Origin of the sequence: Marinobacterium iners, assembly GCF_017310015.1 — a bacterium.
Lineage (GTDB): Bacteria > Pseudomonadota > Gammaproteobacteria > Pseudomonadales > Balneatricaceae > Marinobacterium > Marinobacterium iners.
Map to the genome: position 1 here is coordinate 952,928 of NZ_CP022297.1, position 20,785 is coordinate 973,712.

Here is a 20,785-nt window from a genome sequence, read left to right on the forward strand (position 1 = left end):
TGGTTAATCCGAGAGAGTTTTAAGGTTGTCATACAGCTTTGCCAACAGCACGTTTGTGCGGTGTATCTGAGCTGAGCTGAGCCCCTTGAAACTCTTGCGGAACAGTTGACTGACAGAGCTGCGAATCAGCTCCAGGCTATCCAGTCCCTTGTCGGTCAGTGACACCAGAGTCACCCGGCCATCCTCACTGGACGTGATCAGGTTGACCAGTCCTTCATCCCGCATGCGATATACAATTTTGGTGGTGGTTGGCAGCTTGGCCACCGCATGGCTGGCAATCTCGGAGATGCTCAGTTCCGAGTGCTCCTTGAGAATCATAATGATGCGCCAGCGCGGGACATCCATATCCACCCGTTTCAGCAACCGCTCCATCTCCTGGCTGTAAAGCGCATTGAGCTGTGCAATCCAGTAGAAAGGAAATTCACGACGCTTGAAATCGTCACTCAGTGGGTCGTACATGTCGGCTTTACGGTTACTGCTCATTGGACAGCGATGTCTCCGGCTACATCCGACCGGCAGGGGGTCGGTTGAAAGTTGATCTGGAAAGTATATAGGGATTATAAATTGAGTGAAAACCTTTGGTGCGCAGTGTTTGTTTTTGCTCTCTTTTAGAGCGGGTTAGAGCGGTCGGATCATGTGGGATCTTGAAAATTCATTTATGGTAATAACTCATATTACTTGTTTTTTGACGGTGGTTTGAATCAACTTTAACAGATTTTAACGCTATTTTTAGCGTTTTTTGTTTTATTTTTCATGGTTATTTAAAAAGTGGCCCGACTATTGCTTGTTGTTTTTCAGGTGCTGCGGTCTGACCGTGGTCATGAATTTAATGCGGGATAATTAGTTGACGATTCAAGTGATAAGTGAAATTCTTTATGCAGCTCTTAAGCAACATTCGACCAGTCGGATTTGCCACACAATAACAACTAGACCCAACTAGAGAGCCGCTATGAACATACTGATCACCTGCTGTGAGCGGAGTGCCCTCGAAGGGCCTCGCGCCGTCAACACAACCTGTCCGGGCCACATACCCGGCGGTTCCTCCTGCAGCCCGAATGCAACCATGCAGCCGGGTTTACCAATGATGTACCAGGCGCCGAATGCGGTTTACCGGTACGTGTATCTGCAATAAAGACAACAACTAGGGAGCCTAGCGAATGCCTGGTTATCAGATCGACAAATCCCTCTGGGGCGGGGAGACCGTGTTTGATGCCCTGCTGGATGAAGTGCGCAAGCGCCGACAGGAGTTCGAGGATCAACAGTACATTTCCCACGACATTATCGAGTCCTTCAAGGATGTCGGTGTGTATCGGGCGATGGTACCAAAGGCGTTGGGTGGCGATGAGCGCAGCCCGATGGAGTTCCTGCAGATGGTCGAGGCCATGGCCGCCGCTGACGGTTCTGCCGGCTGGGTCGCAAGCTTTGGCATGAACCCCGCGTACTTGTCGGCACTGCCACCGCAGACTATCGACAAGGTTTGGGCCGAAACGCCCAACATTGTGTTCGCAGGCGGCATCTTCCCGACCCAGCCAGCGAAAAAGGTTGATGGTGGCTATATCGTCAACGGTCGCTGGAAGTTCGGCAGTGGTTGCATGGGCGCTTCTTTGATCGGTGTTGGTGTGCAGCCGGATAACGGTGAGCCGCTGCCACGCATGGCGGTAATGCCGGCCGAAAAGGTGAAGATCGAACCCAACTGGGACGTGATCGGTATGGTCGGTACCGGTAGCCATGACCTTGTGGTGGAAGATGTGTTTGTGCCGGAAGAGTGGACCTTCGTACGTGGCGGCAAGCCCAATATTGATGCGCCCTTTTTCCGTTACCCAACATTGGCTTTTGCCGCTCAGGTATTGTCGGTCACTACCGCAGGTCTAGCCCGTGAAGCGCTCGATGTCGTACAGGCAATGGCGGCCGGCCGTGCATCAGTGACCGGAGCGCCCAATCTGGGCGAGCGCGAGTATGTGCAGATCGAAATCGCCAAGGCGGAAGCCAAGGTGCGGTCATCTCGCGCCTTCTTCTATGAAGCCACCGAAGACGCCTGGAACAGCATTCTGGCCGGTGATGAACCGAACCGAGATCAGATCAACCTGATCCGCCTTGCGACCACCAATTTGGCACACGAGTGTGCCGATGCGATTCGCAGTACCTACGAAGTGACCGGCATGACCGGCACCTACAATGATCATCCGCTGTCGCGCATTGTGCGTGACTCCATGATGTGCACTCAGCACGCCTTCATGGGGGCGGTCACCCTGAAAAATGCAGGTGCCATGTTCTTTGGCCATGATCCCCTGCCGGGCTACCTGTAATTGAACAAAAACAAGGAGATACACCATGAGTGATAAGAAACCTTTGCGCGTCCTGTTCTGCATGGGCATCAACCAGAACTTCATGGATGCTCCGCGTGAAGAGCAGCTCGATGTATGGGCGGCCTTCGGTGCAATGTGGAACGGCATTCACGATATGGATGGCGTTGAAGTGATCGGCAACATGGATGACGACCAGAGTATGGTCGGGCCTTCAAGCGGCTATCCCTGGACAACCTACCTGCTGGCGGACGTGGCGGATTACGACACAGTTGTTGCCTGCTGCAACCTGTTTCGCAGCACAGAAGTGGGCAGTGGCCCCTACAAACTGTGGCGTTATGCCAAGGTTGAGGCGCGCACCGGTCGTGAACTGATCGTCCAGCGTGCGTGAGGGCTGACTGATGAGCGAACTGGAACAGCTGCGTCAGCGGGTGTTTGCACTGGAGGCGGCACGGGATGTGAGCGCCTGCCTGCATGAATACATGCAACTGTGCGATTACCTCAACGAGGGGTTTGACCTCGACCCGCTCATGGCGCTGTTTACCGAAGACGCCATCTGGGAAGGCAAGGGCAAGCGCTACGCCGCCACTTTCGGCCGCCGTGAAGGACGTGAAGCGATCAGGGATATGTTCGTGAAATACACCCTGCCGCCGGCGCACTTTGCTCTGAACGTGCATTTTCTGACCTCTGAAAAGGTGAACGTGCAGAGCGAAACCGAAGCTGAAGGCACCTGGGTGCTGTTGCAGACCGCTACCTTTACCGATGGCCGTTCACAGCTCAGCAGTGCACTGTTGAATGTGCGTTTTCGCTGGGAGGACGGGCGCTGGAAGATCGCTCATTTCTGTACCACCAGTCGGTTCAATCGGCCCGTGCAGACCCCCTGGGACAACCCCCAGCCACTGCCGGTCCCTGAGGAATAAGTGCTCGGCGGCAGCGCCAGCAAGGCAACGAATGAAGAGAGCAAGACCATGAGTGAACTGATCGATATGCAAAACATCAGCCTGAAAGCGGCTGAAATGGTAGAAGAGGGCCGGGTACACAAGGATCTCTACTCTGATCCGGCCATCTTCGAGGAAGAGCTGGACAAGGTGTTCAACAACACCTGGGTCTTTGTTGGCCACGCGAGCGAAGTACCGGAAGCAGGCAGCTTCAAGACCGCTTACATCGGTCGTCAGCCGGTCATCCTGAGTCGCGACCGCAAGATGAATTTGCATGTACTGCAGAACCGCTGCCGCCACCGTGGCGCCACCGTGTGCGAAGCACGCAAAGGCAAGACCAAGGCGTTCACCTGCCCTTATCACGGCTGGGGCTATGGTCTTGACGGTAGCCTGCGCGCGTTGCCCAAGCCGGAAGAGTACGACGGCGTGTTCGACAAGAGTGAACTGCCGCTGGAAAGCCTGCGGGTGGAAACCTATCAGGGCATGGTATTTGCTACTTTTAGAGATGACATCGAACCACTGGAAGACTTCCTCGGTGGTGCGAAGAAGTGGATCGACCTGTTCATGAAGCAGGGCGGTGGTTATCCGGTCAAGGTACTGGGCGAGCATCGTTTCAACTTCCCGGGCAACTGGAAAATCCAGCTGGAAAACACTACCGATGCCTACCATTTCCCGATTGTGCACAAATCATTTGTGACCTCTCTGGATGATGCGACTGCCGATATTTTTGACTTCCTCGATGGTGAAGGCTTCGTTGAAGACCTGGGTAACGGCCACAGCGTAATGGTGATGATTCCGCAGCTGGTGGATCTGGAAGAAGATCTGGATCAGCCGATTCCGGCCCGCTTCGAAAAGCTGGCGCAGGAGTTGCGCAATGAAGGCAAAACGGAAGACGAAGTGAAGAAACTGGTCCGTGCTGCCCACGGCACGGGTTTCAACCTCAACCTGTTCCCGAATGTCTCCTGCTCCATGGCGTTTTTCCGAGTGTTGCGGCCGGTCAGCGTAGGTGAGACCGAGATTCAGCACGTAGCGTTGGGCGGTGAAGGCGCCCCGGCTCCATTTAACCGCAAGCGCATGCGTCTGCACGAGCACTTCCAGGGGCCGATGGGCTTCGGTACGCCGGATGATGGTGAAGCCTGGGAACGGGTCCAGAAAGGCTCTATGGCAGGCAATGATGGCTGGATTCTGGTCAACCGCGGCATGAACAACCTGCACCAGTCCAAAGACGGTAATGTGGCTGGATCGGTCTGTTCCGAAACCGGCATGCGCGGTGCCTATCGCCAGTATAAGAAAATGATGGCTGCTGGAGAGGAGAAATAAGTGATGAAATCCAATACCCAACTGCTGGCGCAGGTGATCGAATTCATTGGTTATGAAGCGGATCTGCTGGACCACAAGGGCTATCAGGAATGGCTTTCGCTGTGGACCGAATCAGGCCTCTATATCGTGCCGGCTGATCTGAATGAAATGGATTATCTGAACACGCTGAACCTGGCGATGGACGATGCTGACATGCGGCGCATGCGCGTGGCGCGTCTGGAAAACGGTGAATCCGTTTCTGCCATCTCGGTTGGCGATACCGTACGCATGATGTCCCGTGTACGTGTGCTTGAAGCGGGTGATGATCTGGTAATTGCACGCTGCGCCATGACACTGAACGAGCTGCGCCACGGCAAGCTGGTGACCTACCCGGCCAACGTGGAGTACAGCCTGAAACCGAGCGCGGACGGTTTCAAACTGGAGCAAAAGGTCGTGAAACTGCTGCATGCGGACGGCTTCTTGCGCACTGTTAGCTTCATCTTCTAAGGAGTGGCCGCATGAGTAACCCAACACAGTCTCATATTGCGCTGGTCACCGGTGCAGCACAGGGCCTTGGCAATAACATTGCAGCCCGTCTGCAGGCCGCCGGTTACCGGGTCGCCCTGTCAGACCGTTCACTGGACGCGGCCAAGGCTGCCGCAACGGCCATGGACAGCAGTGGTGAGCGGGTCATGCCGCTGGCGCTGGATGTGGCCAGCAAGGCGGATTTTGAAGCTGCACTGGCGGCTGTACTGGAGCGCTGGGGTGATCTGCATGTTCTGGTAAACAACGCAGCCGTCACCCGTGCGACACCGGTGATGGAGATCAGCCCAGAAGAGTTTGCCGATGTGGTGAACATCAATCTCGGTGGCACTTTCTCCGGCTGTCAGGTGATGGGTCGGCATATGGCTGACAAGGGTTATGGCCGCATCATCAACATGGCCTCGCTGGCTGGACAGAATGGGGGCACCTCGACCGGTGCTCACTATGCTGCCTCCAAGGGCGCCATCATTACGTTGACCAAGGTGTTTGCCAAAGAACTGGCCAGCCAAGGCGTGACGGTAAATGCCATCGCGCCGGGACCGATCGAGTCACCGATGGTCAAGGCACTTGTACCTGAAGAGCGCCTGCCAACGCTGTTGGGCGCCATTCCGGTGGGGCAATTGGGCGATGCCGACTTTATCGGCGAAATGGTGGTGCAGTTGGCACGGCCGGAAGCCTACTTCACTACCGGTACGACCCTGGACATCAACGGCGGCCTGTTCATGCGCTGAGGCGAGACCTATGACGAGCAATATTGATAACACTCTCATTCATGTGACCGTCACGCGGCGTGAAGACCAGACCGACGAGATCGCCGTGTTTTATCTGAGCGCAGCTGATGGCAACGCACTGCCGGTTTTTGAGGCCGGCGCCCATATCGATGTAGTATTGGGTCCGGAACTGATTCGGCAGTATTCCCTGAGCAATGCGCCGGGCAGCAGCAGCTACCGGTTGGGGATTCTGAATGACCCCAATTCACGTGGTGGTTCCAGGCAGATTCATGCCGAGTTGAAAGCCGGTGCCGAGGTACAGATCAGTGCCCCGCGCAACCATTTCCCACTGGAAATGGATGCAGAGCACAGCCTGTTGATCGGTGGCGGTATCGGTATTACGCCGATGATCGCCATGGCATACGCTTTGAAGGCGGCAAACAAGTCTTTCGAACTGCACTACTGCAGTCGCAGTGAAGCCAAGGCGGCGTTCCTTGAAGAACTCAAGCGCGAGTTTGGTGAGCAACTTGTGCTGCACTTTGACGACGCCGGTGACACCGGTCGGATCAATCCAAAACAGCTTTGTGCAGAAGCCCAGCCCGGTACCCATCTGTATGTCTGTGGCCCTGGCGGGTTCATGGACTGGGTGATCGAGCAGGCCAAAGCGGCAGGGTTGCCAGACAAGCAGATTCACTTCGAGTATTTCAACGCAGAGGTGGATATCAGTGGTGAAGCGTTTGAAGTTTATGCCGAAGCCAGTGATGTGACCGTACAGGTCGGTCCCAACGAAAGTATCGCCACTGCCCTGAAGGCAGCCGGGGTAAAGGTACAGATGTCCTGCGAAGAGGGTGTATGCGGGACCTGTATCTGTGATGTGATCGAGGGTATTCCTGATCACCGAGACCACTTCCTCACAGACGAGGAAAAGGAAGACAACGACCAGATCGCGCTCTGTTGCTCACGAGCCAAAAGCGCGCGCCTGGTGGTCGATATCTGAAACAGTTCGCTGTATAGGCCGACCGGCGCACTATGCTCCGGTTGGACGCCGGTTCGGACCGGACTAAAACCAGAAACGGAGAATAACGATGAAGAAGATGATGTTTCGAGTCGCTGCAACTGCAACAATCGCACTTCTGGCTTCAGGTGCGCAGGCGGAAACGCGCCTGACCATGTCGTCCTGGCTGCCGTCAGGTCATCCTCTGGTACGTGAAGTGATGGTACCCTGGGCCAATAGCGTGGAAGAAGCAACTGAAGGTCGTGTCAAGGTAGTTATGCTGCCATCTGCGCTTGGTCACCCACGGGTGCATTATGATCTGGCTGCAGAAGGCCAGGCGGATATCACCTATAGTGCACACGGTTACACCCCGGGCCGTTTCAGTCTTTATAAAATGGTCGAGTTCCCCTTCGGTGGTGACAGTGCGGAAGCCACGTCTGCTGCCTACTGGCAGGTATACAACAAGTATCTGAGCAAGGCTGACGAGCATAAGGATGTTAAATTGCTGGGTCTGTTCACGCATGGTCCGGGTCATATCCACAACAGCCGTCGCAGTGTGAAAAGTGCAGCCGACATGCAGGGCCTCAAGCTTCGCGTGGGTGGTGGCATCATGAATGAACTGTCCACTGCTCTTGGTGCTGTGTCATTGCAGCAGCCCTCTTCCAGCACCTACGAGATGGTGTCCAGCGGCGTAGCTGATGGCACTCTGTTTCCGCTGGAATCCGTACCGGCTTTCAATATTCAGGACAAAACCACCTACACCACGCTGGTGCCGGGTGGGCTGTATAACTTCAGCTTCTTTGTCGTGATGAATAAAGATCGCTTCGAAAGCCTGCCGGAGGAAGATCAGGCAGCTATCGAGAAGGTGTCCGGTGAAACGCTGGCACGCTTGGCTGGTCGCATGTGGGATACCCAGGATGCCAAGGGGCTGGAAGCGATCAAGGCCAATGGCAATGAAGTGTTGACCGCAGACGAAGCGTTCATGAACGAAATTCGTACAGCCAGCGAGCCGATGGTGCAGGAGTGGTTGAAGCAGGCTGAAGCTGCCGGCGTTGACGGTGCTGCAGCGCTGGCGGAATTCCGCGAACTGAGCCGTGAACTGGCCAAAGACTGACAGGTGAGCCGATGAAAGCTTCTCTCAGAGCTTCAGCCGGCAGCCGAGAGGTGGTGGTACTGTTGTACCGCCACCTGCTCAGCGGTACGGCCGCCATCGTCATGTTCATGATGATGTTGGTGACACTGATCGATGTACTGGGACGCTATCTGTTCTCGTCTCCTTTGAATGGAGCCTATGAGCTGACCGAGTTGATGCTGGCGGCGGTGATCTTTTTGGGACTGCCACTGATTACGGCAGAAGGTGGGCATATTGCGGTGGACCTGCTGGACTCTTTCTTCGGCAGCTGGGGGCAGCGTATTCAGAATGCGTTGATTGAGGTAATCAACGTATTGGCCTTTGGTACCTTTACCTGGGTGCTGTGGGAGCATGCCCTCAAGGTGCAGCGTTACGCCGATACTACTGCCGTACTGCAGATTCCGCTGTCCTGGCTGGCTTTCATGATGGCAATTACCACAGGTCTTGCCACCTTGGCTCTGGTCCTTCGATTGATATTTGGCAGCAGTCGTCTCTTTGCACAAGGAGAGCAGTAAATGGAAGCAAGTCTGATCGGCTTTGCGGCCTTAATGGTGCTGATTCTGGCCCGTGTGCCGTTGGGCATAGCCATGGCGATTGTCGGCGTGGTGGGTTTTGCACTTGTGCAGCAGGTTACCTATGGTAACCCACGTGGCTGGAGCATCTCGCTTAATATGGTGGCATCGACCGCCTTTGATACTGGCCTTGCATACGGCCTGTCGGTTGTACCGCTGTTTTTGCTGATGGGCAACCTGATTACCGAGTCGGGGATGTCAAAACAGCTCTACCGTGCGGCCAACGCTTTTCTGGGGCACTTCAAGGGTGGCCTGGCACTGGCGACCGTTGTTTCCTGCGGTGCCTTTTCTGCCGTGTGTGGCAGTTCCATGGCGACATCCGCCACCATGGCCAAAGTGGCGATGCCTTCCATGCGTGAATATAAATATTCAGATGGGCTTGCTACCGGTGCCATTGCCGCCGGCGGAAGTCTTGGCATTCTGATCCCCCCCAGTGTAATTCTGGTGGTATACGGCCTGATGACCGAAACGGATATTGGCAAGCTGTTCATTGCTGGCCTGATTCCGGGCATCATCGGTATTCTGCTCTATATGGTTGCAGTGATTGTCACTGTCAGGCTTAAGCCTGAAAGTGGCCCTGCCGGTGCTCGCTCCAGTTGGAAAGAGAGGCTGATCTCTCTGAAGGGGGTATGGGGCATCAACCTTATTTTCATCATTGTGATGGGCGGCATCTATGCCGGCATTTTTACCCCGACTGAAGCGGCCGGGATCGGCGCCTCAGGGGCCTTCCTGATTGCCATGTTCAGCGGCAAACTCAGTGCAAAGATGATGTACCGTTCACTCAGTAATGCGGCACGGACAACCGCAATGCTGTTTTTCCTTGTGATTGGTGCGCTGATTTTCTCCAATTTCATCAACATGACCGGCATGCCGATGATGCTGCGCGATTGGGTGGTGGAGCAGGGGTTCAGCCTGTTTATGGTGCTGGTAATACTGATTGCAATTTACCTGCTGCTGGGCTGTGCGCTGGAAAGCATGTCGATGATCCTGCTCACGGTGCCGGTGTTCTATCCGATGGTACAGGCCATGGGCATGGATCTGATCTGGTTTGGCATTCTTGTCGTGGTCGTGACCGAAATCAGTCTAATCACACCACCGGTGGGTATGAATGTGTTCGTACTGCGCGGTGTGGTTCCGGACGTCAAACTCTCAACCATTTTCCGTGGAGTCGTTCCTTTCTGGTTGGCAGACATCCTGCGACTGGTAATGATCGCATCAATTCCATCATTGTCACTGTTACTGCCCAACTCGCTGGGTTAAATGACACACCGAAACTGACATAACAATAAAAGCTGAGGTAACCCAATGAAAAAAGGTGTAATGCGTCCCGGGCACGTACAGATTCGCGTGCTGGATATGGATGAAGCCGTCAAGCACTACGTAGACCTGCTCGGTCTGATTGAAATGGACCGTGACGATCAGGGCCGTGTCTATCTCAAGGGCTGGACCGAAGTGGACAAATTCTCGGTGGTGCTGCGTGAAGCGGACGAAGCCGGTATGGATTTCATGGGCTTCAAGTGCTTGAGCGAAGAGGTTGTGGACAGCCTGCGCACAGAGTTGGTTGCGTTCGGCTGTGAAGTGGAAGACATTCCCGCCGGTGATCTTAAAGACTGTGGACGCCGCGTCCGTTTTGTTGCCCCCACCGGGCACGCGTTCGAGCTTTTTGCCACCAAGGAGCAGACCGGCAAGTGGGGTGTGGGTAATCACAACCCGGAAGCCTGGCCACGTGGCCTCAAAGGCATGCAGGCGACCCGTTTCGACCACTGCCTGTTGTACGGCCCCAACCTGGACCGCACTTTAGAGCTGTTCCGTGATGTGCTCGGCTTCGATCTGGCTGAGCAGGTTATGACACCGGACGGCAAGCGTGTCGGCCAGTTCCTGACTGCCAGCATGAAGGCACATGATGTGGCGTTTATCGATCATCCGGAACCAGGCAAGTTTCACCATGCTTCCTTCTTCCTGGAGACCTGGAACGATGTGCTCAAGGCGGCGGACTTGATCTCCATGACCGATACCTCAATCGATATTGGCCCGACACGTCATGGGCTGACTCATGGTCAGACCATCTATTTCTTTGATCCTTCCGGCAATCGTAATGAAGTTTTCTGCGGTGGCGACTACCACTACCCGGACCACGAGCCGGTGACCTGGGATGCGGGCGAGCTGGGTAAAGCAATTTTCTATCACGACCGTCAGTTGAACGAGCGTTTCCTGAGCGTGCTGACCTGAATCGGAGACAATCATGTCATTTGATCCGAAAGATTTTCGCCGGGCGCTGGGCAAGTTCCCCACCGGCGTAACCGTAATTACTACGCGAGATGCTGAGGGTAATCCCATCGGTATGACCGCCAGCAGCTTTAACACCCTGTCGATCGAGCCTGCGCTGGTGCTGTGGAGCATTGACAAGGGGGCTTGGAGTCTGGCGGCATTCACCCGTGGGAAATCCTTTGCCATCAATGTGCTGCGTAATGACCAGATTGAAATTTCCAATCGGTTCGCGCGCCGGGGCGAGGACAAGTTTGCCGATATCCACACCCGCGACGACCAGCATGGCTCTCCACTGCTGCACGGCACGGCAGCCTGGTTCGGTTGCAAGACCTGGAACGTCTACGAGGGGGGAGATCACTTCATTATTGTGGGCGAGGTGATCGATTACTCCTATGAGGAAAACGTCAGCTCATTGGTGTTCCACAACGGGCGCTATGCGGTGCCCGAAACCCACCCCGCGGTTCAGGCCCCGACCGGGCCGCTGGAAGCCAGGGGGTTTCTGGGTGATTACTTGTTGTTCCAGTTACGTCAGACACTCAATGCCTATGCCTCTGACTTCTATCCGAGGTTGAGCCATTTTGGGGTGACCGCCGAAGAATGGCGTGTATTGACGCTGCTGGCCGATGGCGAAGCGATGGAGCAAGAGCAGATTTGCCGCTATGTTTCCCAGCCACTCAAAGAGCTGATGTTTACCGGCGAATGGCTGCAGGACAAGGGGCTATTGCAGGTGGAGGGTAGCTGCTTCCGGTTGACCGAGAAAGGGCAGCAGCTGGCAACCCAGCTGCTGGACAAGGCGATTGAGCACGAGCGGCAGGTGATGTCCTGCCTCAGTGAGGAGCAGCAGCAAACATTGAAGGAAAGTCTGCGGTTGCTGCAAAAGGGGCTTGGCTAGGGGGCCAGCCCCGTATCAGATCCAATGCCGCTTAGTGTGATTCAGGGCGTTGATCGGATCCCCCTCGGCCAGCATCTGCTGTAGCCGCTGGCGTTCAGGATCACCGGGTACAATCCCGGTGATCTCGCTAATGCCCCACCGACAGCTGTCAAACCTCTTTCAACGGAACCATCATCGGCTGGCCCGGTGTGGTACAGCCGGTATCACAGCAGCGACCGGGTTGACGGTTTTTGGTGATCGAGCGTTTCTCGTCATGCAGTACCCCACGTTCAAGCAGGCGTTCCACCAGTTCCACCTTCGAGCCTACCGGGTAGTTGCGCCAGATCTCCTGCTTCATGGCAGCGGGTGAGCCGCCACCGTGCAGGCTGATGATGGAGTACCAGCCGCCCTGGTGAGAAGCGGTCAAATCCTCAATGAAGCGGGCAGTTTGAATACGCTTGTCGTAGGGGATGTCGGCGTTGGCCTGAAGTACCTCGGCCAGGCTGGCCGCCGTGGCCGGGTTATGGTCTTCGTCTGGGCCGGGCAGTGCGACAATAAGCCCGCCCGAGACTTCATGGGCGAGGCGGTGCATGTCATAGATCTGTGTCGCCAGCAGCAGCTTGCCGATATTGCTGAAAACCGGGTCCGGCATGAAAGTGCCACTGTATCTGTCCTGTGTGGCATAGACGCTGGCAGCGACACCACAGGCGTAGAAGCCCTCGGTGATTTTGATCAGCTCCACCATCGGGTCGCGCAGGTTGCTTTTGCGCTCAGGATCAAGGCCATTGGCCTCACACATCAGGGCGCCGGCACCGATCAGCAGGTCACCAAAGCCTGCACGGGCCGCAATGCAGCTGTGTCGGTGATGGGTTGCATAACTGTAGGTCAGTACATGACTGTGCTCCCAGTCACCGGCATAGAACACCCGCTCCCAAGGCACAAATACTCGGTCAAATATCACCACCGCCGTCGCCTGTCCATACTTGCGCGAGAAAAGGGCGTCACCGTGTTCCAGCTTTTCGCCGGGGCGACCGGCGGGTCGTGACACCATCGTGATTCCCGGAGCATCCACGCGTACGGCACAGCAGACGGCAAAATCTGCATCTTCAGGTCCCATATCGCGACAGGGCATCACCAGCAGTTCATGCATGTAAGGGGCGCCGGTGACGATCGCCTTGGTGCCACTGATGACAATGCCCTTGCCGTTTTGCTCAACCACATGCACGTAGGTGTCCGGGTTGGACTGCTGGTGCGGTTTTTGGCTTCGATCACCTTTGGCATCGGTCATCGCCACGCCCAGCGACAGATCTTCATCCTGAACATGAGCCAGATAGGCTTCAAAACGGGCACTGTGCTCAGTTGTGCCTCTGGCGTCATCAATGCGGGCCACAGCCTGAGCAATGCCGTTCAGTGCGTCATGGGCAAGGTAGCGCTGAGCGCAGCCGGTTTCCTGACACAGTACTCTGACTGCTTCCAGCTTGTTCAGGAGGTCGCCGGCGGATTCGTTCACATGCAGCATCCGGCTCACAATTCGGTTCCGGCTGGATTGCGTGGCCAGTGCAATGGGCGCCAGTTCAGGCTTGAGTGCGTAATCATAGGTGTAGGCCAGTGCGTTGATACCGGGCTGAAAGGCCGGCTCATCAGCCACACTGCTGACTTCGTGACCGTTAACAAACACCCTGGGGTTGTACCTGCGCAAGGACTCCCGGTATTCGGCCCCTGACATCAATGCAGCTTTCACTGGTGGGTTTGTGTTGTTCGACGCCATGCTGACCTCCGTTAAACGCATGATGATTATATTGAACAGTGTTCAATAAACTTCTCACTGTTTATACTATTGCCCAGATTGTGTCAAATACGACGCAACTTTTACTGCGTTAACAAGGGGGGCCTGTGCAGTGGCAAATCCACGCCAACTTCGACATCAAAGCCTGACAGATGCGCGCCGAGAGCTCATATTAAATGCCGCCAGGTCCGCTTTTTTTGAGCTTGGAATGGACAAGGCCAGCATGCGGGAAATTGCGCACCGTGCAGGCTACTCACCCGGTGCGATCTACAGTTACTTTGCCAGCAAGGAGGAGTTGTATGGAGCCTTGCTGGGTGAATCGCTTGAGCGGCTGAACCAGCAGGTCGAAGCTGCCACGGCAGAAACCGAGCAGGCAGTGGAGTGCCTGCAGGCATCCGCCTGGGCGTTTTTCGAATTTTATCGGGAAAATCCACACGATCTGGACCTTGGTTTTTATCTGTTCCAGGGCATGAAGCCCCGCGGGCTCACCCCCGAGCTGAACGAAACGCTCAATGCCCGGCTGCGTGATGCCCTCCAGCCGATACAGGATCGATTACAGCAACTTGGCATGCCGCAAGAGCAGGCGCTGGAAGAGGTAACGGCCCTGTTTGCACACAGTGTTGGCCTTCTGGTGCTGAGCCACACAGGGCGTATTCGTATGTTCCGGCAGGACTCGGGCGACCTGTTTGCCCGCTATCTGAAACAACTGGTCAGTCGTGCCGTAGTGGCGTGTGATGCTCAATAGGCTGTTTGGGCTGGTATTGATGGTGAGCTATCGCGTAGGATTCCAACGACAACGCCATAAGGCTTTACTATCATTTCGATTGAAAAGCCAAATTTAATAAAATTATAAGCTTATTCTATTATGTTATCAGTGGGCGCCAGGGTGCGCTAAACGGAAGACAACTGGAGAAATTCAAAATGGCACTTCGCATTAATGACACCGTACCCAACCTTGATCTGAAAACCGATCTGGGCGATTTCAAACTGCATGACTTCATCGGTGACAACTGGGCGATTCTGTTCAGTCATCCGAAAGATTTTACACCGGTGTGCACCACCGAGTTTGGTGCGGTTGCTCAGCTGTCTGCTGAATGGGAAAAGCGTGGCACCAAGGTTATCGGTCTGTCTGTTGACGGCGTGGACGAACATGTTGAATGGAAAGCCGATATCGAAAAGTTTTGTGGTGCACCGGCCAAATTCCCGATCATTGCAGACGATGATCTGGCCGTTTCCAAGGCGCTCGATATGCTGCCGGCTGATGCCTACCTGCCGGATGGCCGTACCGCTGCCGACTCTGCCAGCGTGCGTGTCGTGTTCATCTTCAGCCCGGACAAAAAGTTGCAGCTGGCGATGACCTACCCGATGTCCGTCGGCCGTAACTTCGCTGAAGTCCTGCGTGCGCTGGATGCTTTGCAGGCGACCTATCAGGTGCCGATTGCTACACCTGCGAACTGGGTTGTAGGTCAGGACGTGATTGTGGCGCTGTCACTGAATGATGAAGATGCGAAAGCCAAATTCGGTGAAATCGATATCAAGTTGCCTTACCTGCGTACCACCAAGCAGCCGTAAGCATCAATTAGCGGCCTGTAGGATCTTAACGCCTCGTCGAGACTGACACGCTCGGCGGGGCGTTTTTATTGGATGGGGATCAGCTATCTTGCTTTGTGTCTGTTGCGGCAACGCCCCGCCAGTCTTCAAGCTCCAGCTGTGGCTGCTCCGCTCTGAAGCGCGCATAGAGCTCGATACCGTTCAGGTCTTCCAGAATGTCGACCTGAATGCCTTTGCTGCGCAGCAAAGCTTCATTGCCACTGGCGCTGGTGATGTCACCGACGACGACGCGGCTGAAACCACGCATGTACAGCAGCGTGGCGCAGACATCGCAAGGGCTGAGCGAGGTGAACAGCGTCGTATGGCTGAAGTCGATCCTGCCGGCATCTCGGATGGCTGAGGTTTCGCCGTGATTGTAGGGGTGGCTTTCCTGCACCAGCGTATTGTGCCCCTTGCCCAGAATACGGCGTGTGCTGTTATCGATGATGACGGCCCCGATAGGGCAGCCACCCTCGTTATAACCTTTATGGGCAAGCAGTACCGCGATCCGCATAAAATCTCGGTCCGACAGCCTGTGTGCAAAGTCGTCAGCCATCAATACAGGCAGGCTTGTAGTAGGCATGTGCGCGATTGTGTTCAGAACCGACTCGGTGATGGCAGTATCCTTGTCAAACAGCGTGGTGTTCATATGAGCTCCTCTTGCGGCACAGAATGCATTGTAGCCCTACAGCTGTCTTTTTTCGTGTTATCAATAGCAGAAGGATTTGCTGCCAAGCTGGTGCCATTAAGGTGCGGCGGGCTGACAATGCGACATTGTCGAACAATGTCATCGAAGGACAATGGCAGACAAACTGCCAGTTTTTATCTTAACTGATTGAAATATAAAACCTTTCAATAAGTGGCACGTTACATGCTTTTACTGGTTAGACACCCTTTGACCGGAGCATCACCATGGGCGCCACTATTTCGCTGGATTACATCACACACCGTTTCACTCCATCCTCGGCACCAACCCTGAAAGAGATCGAAAACCGCATCGAGCCCGGCGAGATGGTCGCACTGATTGGTCGTAGTGGCTGTGGCAAATCCACGTTGCTGCACATGCTGGCGGGGCTTCTGATTCCTTCTGAAGGGTGTGTACGCATTAACGGTCATCAGGTTTCAAGGCCCAGTGCCAAATGGAACATGATGTTTCAGAAAGCATCCCTCTATCCGTGGATGAGTGTGAAAGAAAATGCGGCACTGGGTCTGCTGTTTGCCGGTGTCAGCAAGACAGAAGCCTATCAGCGTGTTGATGAACTGCTCGACATGGTGGGCTTGCACGATAAAAAAGATGTCAATGTACAGAGTCTTTCGGGTGGTCAGCAGCAGCGGGTCGCACTGGCGCGATCGCTGGCGACCGATCCTGAGGTGCTGTTGCTGGATGAGCCGTTCTCGGCGTTGGACGCGTTTACGCGTACCGCCCTGCAGGAAGAGGTGCCTGCCATTTGTCGTGCGCGCGGCATCACCATGGTGATCGTCACGCACGATATCGATGAAGCGATCACCATGGCCGATCGCGTGCTGATCATGTCACAGAATCCGGGTCGCGTTGTTGATGAGCTTAACGTAGCGCTGCCTTGGCCACGCCGTCATATGGACGCCGGTTTTCAATCCTTGCGCGACCAGCTGATGGATCTGTTCAAAGGAACGGATAACGGTCTCGCTGGCCGCCAGTCTCACACCGAGCCGAGTAAAAACGACGCCGAGCATGCGGCGTAATACTCAGCCTGCCTGATCTATTGAGGACCCAACCATGAAAAAACCCAACAGTGAACTTGGCCCGATCTCTACGTCCGAACTGGAATATCTGCAGGAACATGAGATGAGCCGCCGTGACTTTATGCTCGACAGTCTCGCCGTTGGCGGTCTGGCGGCCACCTTTGGCCTGGCGGCCAGCGGCGCGGCCTGGGGCACCATCCAGCCACCGGCTGATGAGGTTGTGCGGATCGGCTATTTACCGATCACTGATGCCACCGTACTGCTGGTAGCCCATGCCAAAGGCTATTTCGAGGATGAAGGACTGAAAACCGAGCCCCCTGTGTTGATGCGCGGCTGGTCACCACTGGTGGAAGGTTTTGCCGCCGCCAAATTCAATCTGGTGCATTTGCTCAAGCCCATTCCCATCTGGATGCGTTACAACAACGGTTTTCCGGTCAAGATCATGTCCTGGGCCCACCTGAATGGCTCCGGGCTGGTCGTCGGGCGTCACACTGGTGTCGAAAGTTTTGCTGATCTCGGCGGCAAGCAGGTTGCCGTTCCGTACTGGTACTCCATGCACAATATCGTGCTGCAGATGGGGTTGCGTCATGCAGGACTGACACCGGTGATCAAGTCTCAGGGCGAGCCGCTGGCTGCCAATGAGGTCAACCTTCAGATCATGCCACCCCCGGACATGCCGCCGGCACTGGCTGCACGCAAAATCGACGCGTTCATTGTGGCCGAACCCTTCAATGCGGTAGGCGAGATGCTGGCCGGCGGCAAGATGTTGCGTTTCACCGGTGACATGTGGAAAAACCACCCCTGCTGTGTGGTCTGCATGAACGAAAATCAGATCAACGCCAATCCGGAGTGGAGCCAGAAGGTGATGAACGCCATCGTCCGCGCCCAGATTTACGCGCAGCAGAACAAGAAAGAGGTCGCTCACATGCTGTCCAAGGATGGCAAGGGCTACCTGCCGATGAAAGCGGACATCATTGAACGAGCCATGACGCTGTATGACGAAGACAGCTATGCAACGCCCGATGCGATTCAGAATCCGGGCTGGGGCAGTGGTCGCATCGACTTCCAGCCCTGGCCCTATCCTTCAGCGACCAAGCTGATCGTGAATGAGTTGAAGAATACCCTTGTGGGTGGCGATACCACCTTCCTGCAGCAGCTGGACGCGGATTTCGTGGCAGAGGATCTGGTTGACTATCGCTTCGTCAAGGCGGCCATGGAAAAACACACCGGCTGGCAGCAGGGACCGGGCTTCAACGCCGATAACCCGTTTGAGCGTGAAGAGGTGATCAAGCTATGAGTATCCAGACGTCCCATGCTCTGCAGAGCATAAGCAGTTCCAGCAATGGCCTTGTGCCATGGCTGGGCTGGCTGGCTCGGCTGCGTTACCCGGCCATTGGTATTACGGCATTGCTGGCTGTGTGGTGGGCCGGTGGCTATATCGTTGCCAATGATCCGGACATGTGGGCATTTGCCAACTTCGCGCCGGCTCCCACTTTCCATGCGCTCTATGATCTGGTCGCCAGTGGGTCGATCTGGCCAACCATACAGTCGAGCCTGTACCGCGTGCTGGTGGGCCTGTTCTGGGGCGTCATCATTGGGGTGCCGGTGGGCGTTCTGATTGGCTACATCGGTACGGCCATGAAGATTGCCAACGTGCCGTTCCAGTTCCTGCGCATGATCAGCCCGCTGGCGTGGATGCCAATCGCGGTACTGGCGTTTGCCAGCTGGGATGCGGCGATCATCTTCCTGATCGTGATGGCCACCGTCTGGCCGATCATGTTCTCCACCGCTCATGGTGTGCGACGCATCGATCCCAACTGGTTCAAGGTGGCCAAAAATCTGGGGGCATCCGGCCCGCAGATGCTGCGGCGGATCATCCTGCCCGCGATCATGACCGATGTCATGGCCGGTATTCGTCTGGCGGTGGGTGTTGCCTGGGTTGTGCTGGTTCCGGCCGAATATCTGGGGGTAACCAGTGGTCTTGGGTACGCCATCAATGATGCCCGCGATACGCTGGCCTATGACACCCTGGCTGCAATCGTGGTCGTGATTGGGGTGATTGGTTACGGACTGGATACGATCTGCAGCGTGTTGATCAAGCGCTTTAACTGGCATGTCGAATAGACACTGTCTCATCTTCGCCCGCAACGGCCTGCTCTCTGAGCGGGCTTTTGTCGTTGTATCGCGTTTCCATACAGGAGCATGACTGGCATGGACAAGGAACTGACTTCCCCCATGAGCGCAGCCAGTGCCAATGATCGTGGTGCTGCCGACCTCACGGTACTGCATGAGGCCGCCAAACTGATCGGCCATTCGGGCACCCCGGAGATTGCCATTACCGGAACCCTTCGGTTGATGTCCCAGATGCTGGGGCTTAACCGGGGACGAGTATTGCTGCCATCCACCGCGGACGGACTGTTGCGCATCCGTTACAGCTATGGCCTGACCGAGGCTGAGCGAAAGCGAGGCCTGTACAGCTTTGAAGAGGGAATTACCGGGAAGGTGATGCAAAGTGGCCAGCAGGTGGTGGTACAGGACGTGGATCAGGAACCGGGGTTTCTGTTCCGCGCCGTTGACCGGGCCACCTTGCCTGAAGGCGTGGTGTCCTATCTGGCCGTCCCGATCATGGATGGCAACCTGACCGTTGGCGTTCTGGCGGCTCACCGGCTCCGCATGAGACCACGAGCCATTAACGCGGATCTGGTGATCCTGCGCATTCTGGCGACATTCATCGCTCAAATCATCAAGATCAATGGCCTGATCGATGAGCGTACCAGTCACCTGCGTGAGGAAAACCAGGAGTTGAAGGAAGCCCTGGAGCAGCAGCAAAACAACTACGGCATTCTGGGAGAGAGTGCCGCTGTACGGGATGCATTGCTGCAGATTACCCGTGTGGCGGACACACCGGTTACCGTTCTGCTGACAGGGGAGTCGGGCACGGGGAAGGAGCGCTTCTCACAGATTCTTCACTTGAACAGCAAACGGCGAGATCTACCCTTTCTGGCCATCAACTGCGCCGCGATTCCCGAGCAGCTGCTTGAATCTGAGCTTTTCGGTCATGAAAAGGGGGCATTTACCGGCGCAACGTCCAGCAAGCATGGCAAGATCGAACTGGCCAATGGGGGGACCCTGTTTCTGGATGAGATCGGTGATCTCAATATGGAGCTGCAGTCCAAACTGCTGCGTGTGCTTGAAAGTCAAGTGATTCAACGTGTTGGTGGCATCCGCGATATTCCTGTGGATGTCCGCATCGTCACGGCAACACACAAGAACCTGCAGGAAGCCGTGAATCGAGGCACCTTCCGACTGGATCTGTTCTACCGTCTCAACGTGTTTCCCATACATTTGCCACCCTTGCGCGAGCGCACCGGTGATGTACGTATTCTGGCGCGTCATTTCCTGCTTAACGCCAACCGCGAATACGGGCGCTACACGTTGTTTGGCAAGGGGGTGATGGAACGGCTGGAGAGCTACAACTGGCCAGGTAATATCCGCCAGCTGGAAAATGTGATCAAGCGAGCGGTACTGATTGCACTGGACGGCAATATCACCATTGGTGACATTGAAAGCATTCTGCGCCAGGAGTCGGTGATCAACAGTCATCTTGAAGCCGGCCAGTCGGCCCTTGCTCAGCCATCCCCGTTACCACCGCCTGAATCCGCCGCAACGATCGTCCCGGTCAGCTCCGCAGGTTCCATTCAGTCCAGCGCTCGTCCCTACAGCTGGGTACGGGAGGATGAGGAACAGACATTGCTGGAAGCCCTGCAGCAAACCGGTGGCAACAAAACGCGCGCGGCCGCCCTGCTGGGAATGACGGCACGCCAGTTTCGCTATCGTCTGGAAAAGCTGTCCCTTACGGACAGTCTCTGATCAGGGTTGGACATTGTCAGACAATGTAATGCTGACAATGTCTGACACTCCGCAGCGCTATTTTCTAAAGTTACATCGTTCTTTGTTTAAGTTGTTGTTGTATAAGTAAAAATAATTATTTTTCAATATTGGCACGGCTCCTGCTTTGTATATGACAAGCCACTGGAAACGTCCGATCCGGACTGAA

The 20,785-nt window shown here is 55.5% G+C and carries 21 protein-coding genes; 18 read left to right on the forward strand and 3 right to left on the reverse strand.

Going from position 1 to position 20,785, the window contains the following annotated elements:
• Positions 1–3: 3 nt before the first annotated feature.
• On the reverse strand, positions 4–483 hold the full coding sequence (locus CFI10_RS04625; RefSeq protein ID WP_091828150.1) for a MarR family winged helix-turn-helix transcriptional regulator: 480 nt from the start codon (positions 481–483) through the stop codon (positions 4–6).
• A 674-nt stretch (positions 484–1,157) separates the two neighbouring features.
• Between CFI10_RS04625 and CFI10_RS04630 the strand changes: the two genes are divergently transcribed.
• The 12 genes from CFI10_RS04630 to CFI10_RS04685 all read left to right on the forward strand — a co-directional run bounded on the left by CFI10_RS04630 (position 1,158) and on the right by CFI10_RS04685 (position 11,651).
• A complete protein-coding gene (locus CFI10_RS04630) occupies positions 1,158–2,306 on the forward strand; it encodes an acyl-CoA dehydrogenase family protein (protein WP_206839999.1) in 1,149 nt (382 codons plus the stop codon).
• 25 nt (positions 2,307–2,331) lie between these two features.
• Entirely contained in the window at positions 2,332–2,694 is a 363-nt protein-coding gene (locus tag CFI10_RS04635; protein ID WP_206840001.1) for an IacB protein, read from the forward strand.
• Positions 2,695–2,704: 10 nt separating this feature from the next.
• Positions 2,705–3,223, forward strand: coding sequence for a nuclear transport factor 2 family protein (locus CFI10_RS04640; RefSeq protein WP_206840003.1), 519 nt, complete (start codon positions 2,705–2,707; stop codon positions 3,221–3,223).
• A gap of 48 nt (positions 3,224–3,271) precedes the next feature.
• Positions 3,272–4,561, forward strand: coding sequence for an aromatic ring-hydroxylating oxygenase subunit alpha (locus tag CFI10_RS04645; RefSeq protein WP_206840005.1), 1,290 nt, complete (start codon positions 3,272–3,274; stop codon positions 4,559–4,561).
• Between the two features lie 3 nt (positions 4,562–4,564).
• Positions 4,565–5,047 carry an aromatic-ring-hydroxylating dioxygenase subunit beta gene (locus CFI10_RS04650; RefSeq protein WP_206841924.1) on the forward strand — a complete coding sequence of 161 codons (483 nt, stop codon included), beginning with the start codon at positions 4,565–4,567 and terminating at the stop codon, positions 5,045–5,047.
• A gap of 11 nt (positions 5,048–5,058) precedes the next feature.
• Positions 5,059–5,814 carry an SDR family NAD(P)-dependent oxidoreductase gene (locus CFI10_RS04655; RefSeq protein WP_206840007.1) on the forward strand — a complete coding sequence of 252 codons (756 nt, stop codon included), beginning with the start codon at positions 5,059–5,061 and terminating at the stop codon, positions 5,812–5,814.
• A gap of 10 nt (positions 5,815–5,824) precedes the next feature.
• Positions 5,825–6,790: a PDR/VanB family oxidoreductase gene (locus CFI10_RS04660; RefSeq protein ID WP_206840009.1), complete on the forward strand. Its 966-nt coding sequence runs from the start codon at positions 5,825–5,827 to the stop codon at positions 6,788–6,790.
• An 88-nt stretch (positions 6,791–6,878) separates the two neighbouring features.
• Complete coding sequence (locus tag CFI10_RS04665; protein WP_242530111.1) at positions 6,879–7,901, forward strand: TRAP transporter substrate-binding protein; 1,023 nt, start codon at positions 6,879–6,881, stop codon at positions 7,899–7,901.
• Positions 7,902–7,912: 11 nt separating this feature from the next.
• Positions 7,913–8,434, forward strand: a complete 522-nt coding sequence (locus tag CFI10_RS04670; RefSeq protein WP_206840011.1) for a TRAP transporter small permease — start codon at positions 7,913–7,915, stop codon at positions 8,432–8,434.
• Positions 8,435–9,751 (forward strand): TRAP transporter large permease, encoded by a 1,317-nt coding sequence (locus tag CFI10_RS04675; RefSeq protein WP_206840013.1) that lies wholly within the window; start codon positions 8,435–8,437, stop codon positions 9,749–9,751.
• 45 nt (positions 9,752–9,796) lie between these two features.
• Positions 9,797–10,720, forward strand: coding sequence for a catechol 2,3-dioxygenase (locus CFI10_RS04680; RefSeq protein WP_206840015.1), 924 nt, complete (start codon positions 9,797–9,799; stop codon positions 10,718–10,720).
• 13 nt (positions 10,721–10,733) lie between these two features.
• Positions 10,734–11,651: a flavin reductase gene (locus CFI10_RS04685; RefSeq protein WP_206840017.1), complete on the forward strand. Its 918-nt coding sequence runs from the start codon at positions 10,734–10,736 to the stop codon at positions 11,649–11,651.
• 148 nt (positions 11,652–11,799) lie between these two features.
• On the opposite strand, the gene CFI10_RS04690 is transcribed toward CFI10_RS04685, so the two are convergent.
• Positions 11,800–13,398 (reverse strand): 4-hydroxyphenylacetate 3-hydroxylase family protein, encoded by a 1,599-nt coding sequence (locus CFI10_RS04690; RefSeq protein ID WP_206840026.1) that lies wholly within the window; start codon positions 13,396–13,398, stop codon positions 11,800–11,802.
• A gap of 130 nt (positions 13,399–13,528) precedes the next feature.
• Between CFI10_RS04690 and CFI10_RS04695 the strand changes: the two genes are divergently transcribed.
• Positions 13,529–14,161, forward strand: a complete 633-nt coding sequence (locus tag CFI10_RS04695; RefSeq protein ID WP_277987745.1) for a TetR/AcrR family transcriptional regulator — start codon at positions 13,529–13,531, stop codon at positions 14,159–14,161.
• A 176-nt stretch (positions 14,162–14,337) separates the two neighbouring features.
• Positions 14,338–14,988, forward strand: a complete 651-nt coding sequence (locus CFI10_RS04700) for a peroxiredoxin (protein WP_206840036.1) — start codon at positions 14,338–14,340, stop codon at positions 14,986–14,988.
• A gap of 79 nt (positions 14,989–15,067) precedes the next feature.
• On the opposite strand, the gene CFI10_RS04705 is transcribed toward CFI10_RS04700, so the two are convergent.
• On the reverse strand, positions 15,068–15,655 hold the full coding sequence (locus CFI10_RS04705; RefSeq protein ID WP_206840045.1) for a nucleoside deaminase: 588 nt from the start codon (positions 15,653–15,655) through the stop codon (positions 15,068–15,070).
• 263 nt (positions 15,656–15,918) lie between these two features.
• Between CFI10_RS04705 and CFI10_RS04710 the strand changes: the two genes are divergently transcribed.
• The 4 genes from CFI10_RS04710 to CFI10_RS04725 all read left to right on the forward strand — a co-directional run bounded on the left by CFI10_RS04710 (position 15,919) and on the right by CFI10_RS04725 (position 20,598).
• The gene (locus CFI10_RS04710) at positions 15,919–16,728 is read left to right on the forward strand and encodes an ABC transporter ATP-binding protein (protein WP_206840047.1); all 810 of its coding nucleotides are present in this window, start codon (positions 15,919–15,921) and stop codon (positions 16,726–16,728) included.
• Between the two features lie 34 nt (positions 16,729–16,762).
• Complete coding sequence (locus tag CFI10_RS04715) at positions 16,763–18,025, forward strand: ABC transporter substrate-binding protein (protein ID WP_206840049.1); 1,263 nt, start codon at positions 16,763–16,765, stop codon at positions 18,023–18,025.
• Positions 18,022–18,852 (forward strand): ABC transporter permease, encoded by an 831-nt coding sequence (locus CFI10_RS04720; RefSeq protein WP_206840051.1) that lies wholly within the window; start codon positions 18,022–18,024, stop codon positions 18,850–18,852. Before CFI10_RS04715 ends, CFI10_RS04720 begins: the two co-directional genes overlap by 4 nt.
• 87 nt (positions 18,853–18,939) lie before the next feature.
• Entirely contained in the window at positions 18,940–20,598 is a 1,659-nt protein-coding gene (locus CFI10_RS04725; RefSeq protein ID WP_242530112.1) for a sigma-54-dependent Fis family transcriptional regulator, read from the forward strand.
• Positions 20,599–20,785: the final 187 nt, after the last annotated feature.

Coding starts and splice junctions, on each gene's coding strand:
- CFI10_RS04625 (WP_091828150.1), bottom strand. CDS start 483: ATGAGCAGTAACCGTAAAGCCGACATGTACGACCCACTGAGTGACGAT.
- CFI10_RS04630 (WP_206839999.1), top strand. CDS start 1,158: ATGCCTGGTTATCAGATCGACAAATCCCTCTGGGGCGGGGAGACCGTG.
- CFI10_RS04635 (WP_206840001.1), top strand. CDS start 2,332: ATGAGTGATAAGAAACCTTTGCGCGTCCTGTTCTGCATGGGCATCAAC.
- CFI10_RS04640 (WP_206840003.1), top strand. CDS start 2,705: ATGAGCGAACTGGAACAGCTGCGTCAGCGGGTGTTTGCACTGGAGGCG.
- CFI10_RS04645 (WP_206840005.1), top strand. CDS start 3,272: ATGAGTGAACTGATCGATATGCAAAACATCAGCCTGAAAGCGGCTGAA.
- CFI10_RS04650 (WP_206841924.1), top strand. CDS start 4,565: ATGAAATCCAATACCCAACTGCTGGCGCAGGTGATCGAATTCATTGGT.
- CFI10_RS04655 (WP_206840007.1), top strand. CDS start 5,059: ATGAGTAACCCAACACAGTCTCATATTGCGCTGGTCACCGGTGCAGCA.
- CFI10_RS04660 (WP_206840009.1), top strand. CDS start 5,825: ATGACGAGCAATATTGATAACACTCTCATTCATGTGACCGTCACGCGG.
- CFI10_RS04665 (WP_242530111.1), top strand. CDS start 6,879: ATGAAGAAGATGATGTTTCGAGTCGCTGCAACTGCAACAATCGCACTT.
- CFI10_RS04670 (WP_206840011.1), top strand. CDS start 7,913: ATGAAAGCTTCTCTCAGAGCTTCAGCCGGCAGCCGAGAGGTGGTGGTA.
- CFI10_RS04675 (WP_206840013.1), top strand. CDS start 8,435: ATGGAAGCAAGTCTGATCGGCTTTGCGGCCTTAATGGTGCTGATTCTG.
- CFI10_RS04680 (WP_206840015.1), top strand. CDS start 9,797: ATGAAAAAAGGTGTAATGCGTCCCGGGCACGTACAGATTCGCGTGCTG.
- CFI10_RS04685 (WP_206840017.1), top strand. CDS start 10,734: ATGTCATTTGATCCGAAAGATTTTCGCCGGGCGCTGGGCAAGTTCCCC.
- CFI10_RS04690 (WP_206840026.1), bottom strand. CDS start 13,398: ATGGCGTCGAACAACACAAACCCACCAGTGAAAGCTGCATTGATGTCA.
- CFI10_RS04700 (WP_206840036.1), top strand. CDS start 14,338: ATGGCACTTCGCATTAATGACACCGTACCCAACCTTGATCTGAAAACC.
- CFI10_RS04705 (WP_206840045.1), bottom strand. CDS start 15,655: ATGAACACCACGCTGTTTGACAAGGATACTGCCATCACCGAGTCGGTT.
- CFI10_RS04710 (WP_206840047.1), top strand. CDS start 15,919: ATGGGCGCCACTATTTCGCTGGATTACATCACACACCGTTTCACTCCA.
- CFI10_RS04715 (WP_206840049.1), top strand. CDS start 16,763: ATGAAAAAACCCAACAGTGAACTTGGCCCGATCTCTACGTCCGAACTG.
- CFI10_RS04720 (WP_206840051.1), top strand. CDS start 18,022: ATGAGTATCCAGACGTCCCATGCTCTGCAGAGCATAAGCAGTTCCAGC.
- CFI10_RS04725 (WP_242530112.1), top strand. CDS start 18,940: ATGGACAAGGAACTGACTTCCCCCATGAGCGCAGCCAGTGCCAATGAT.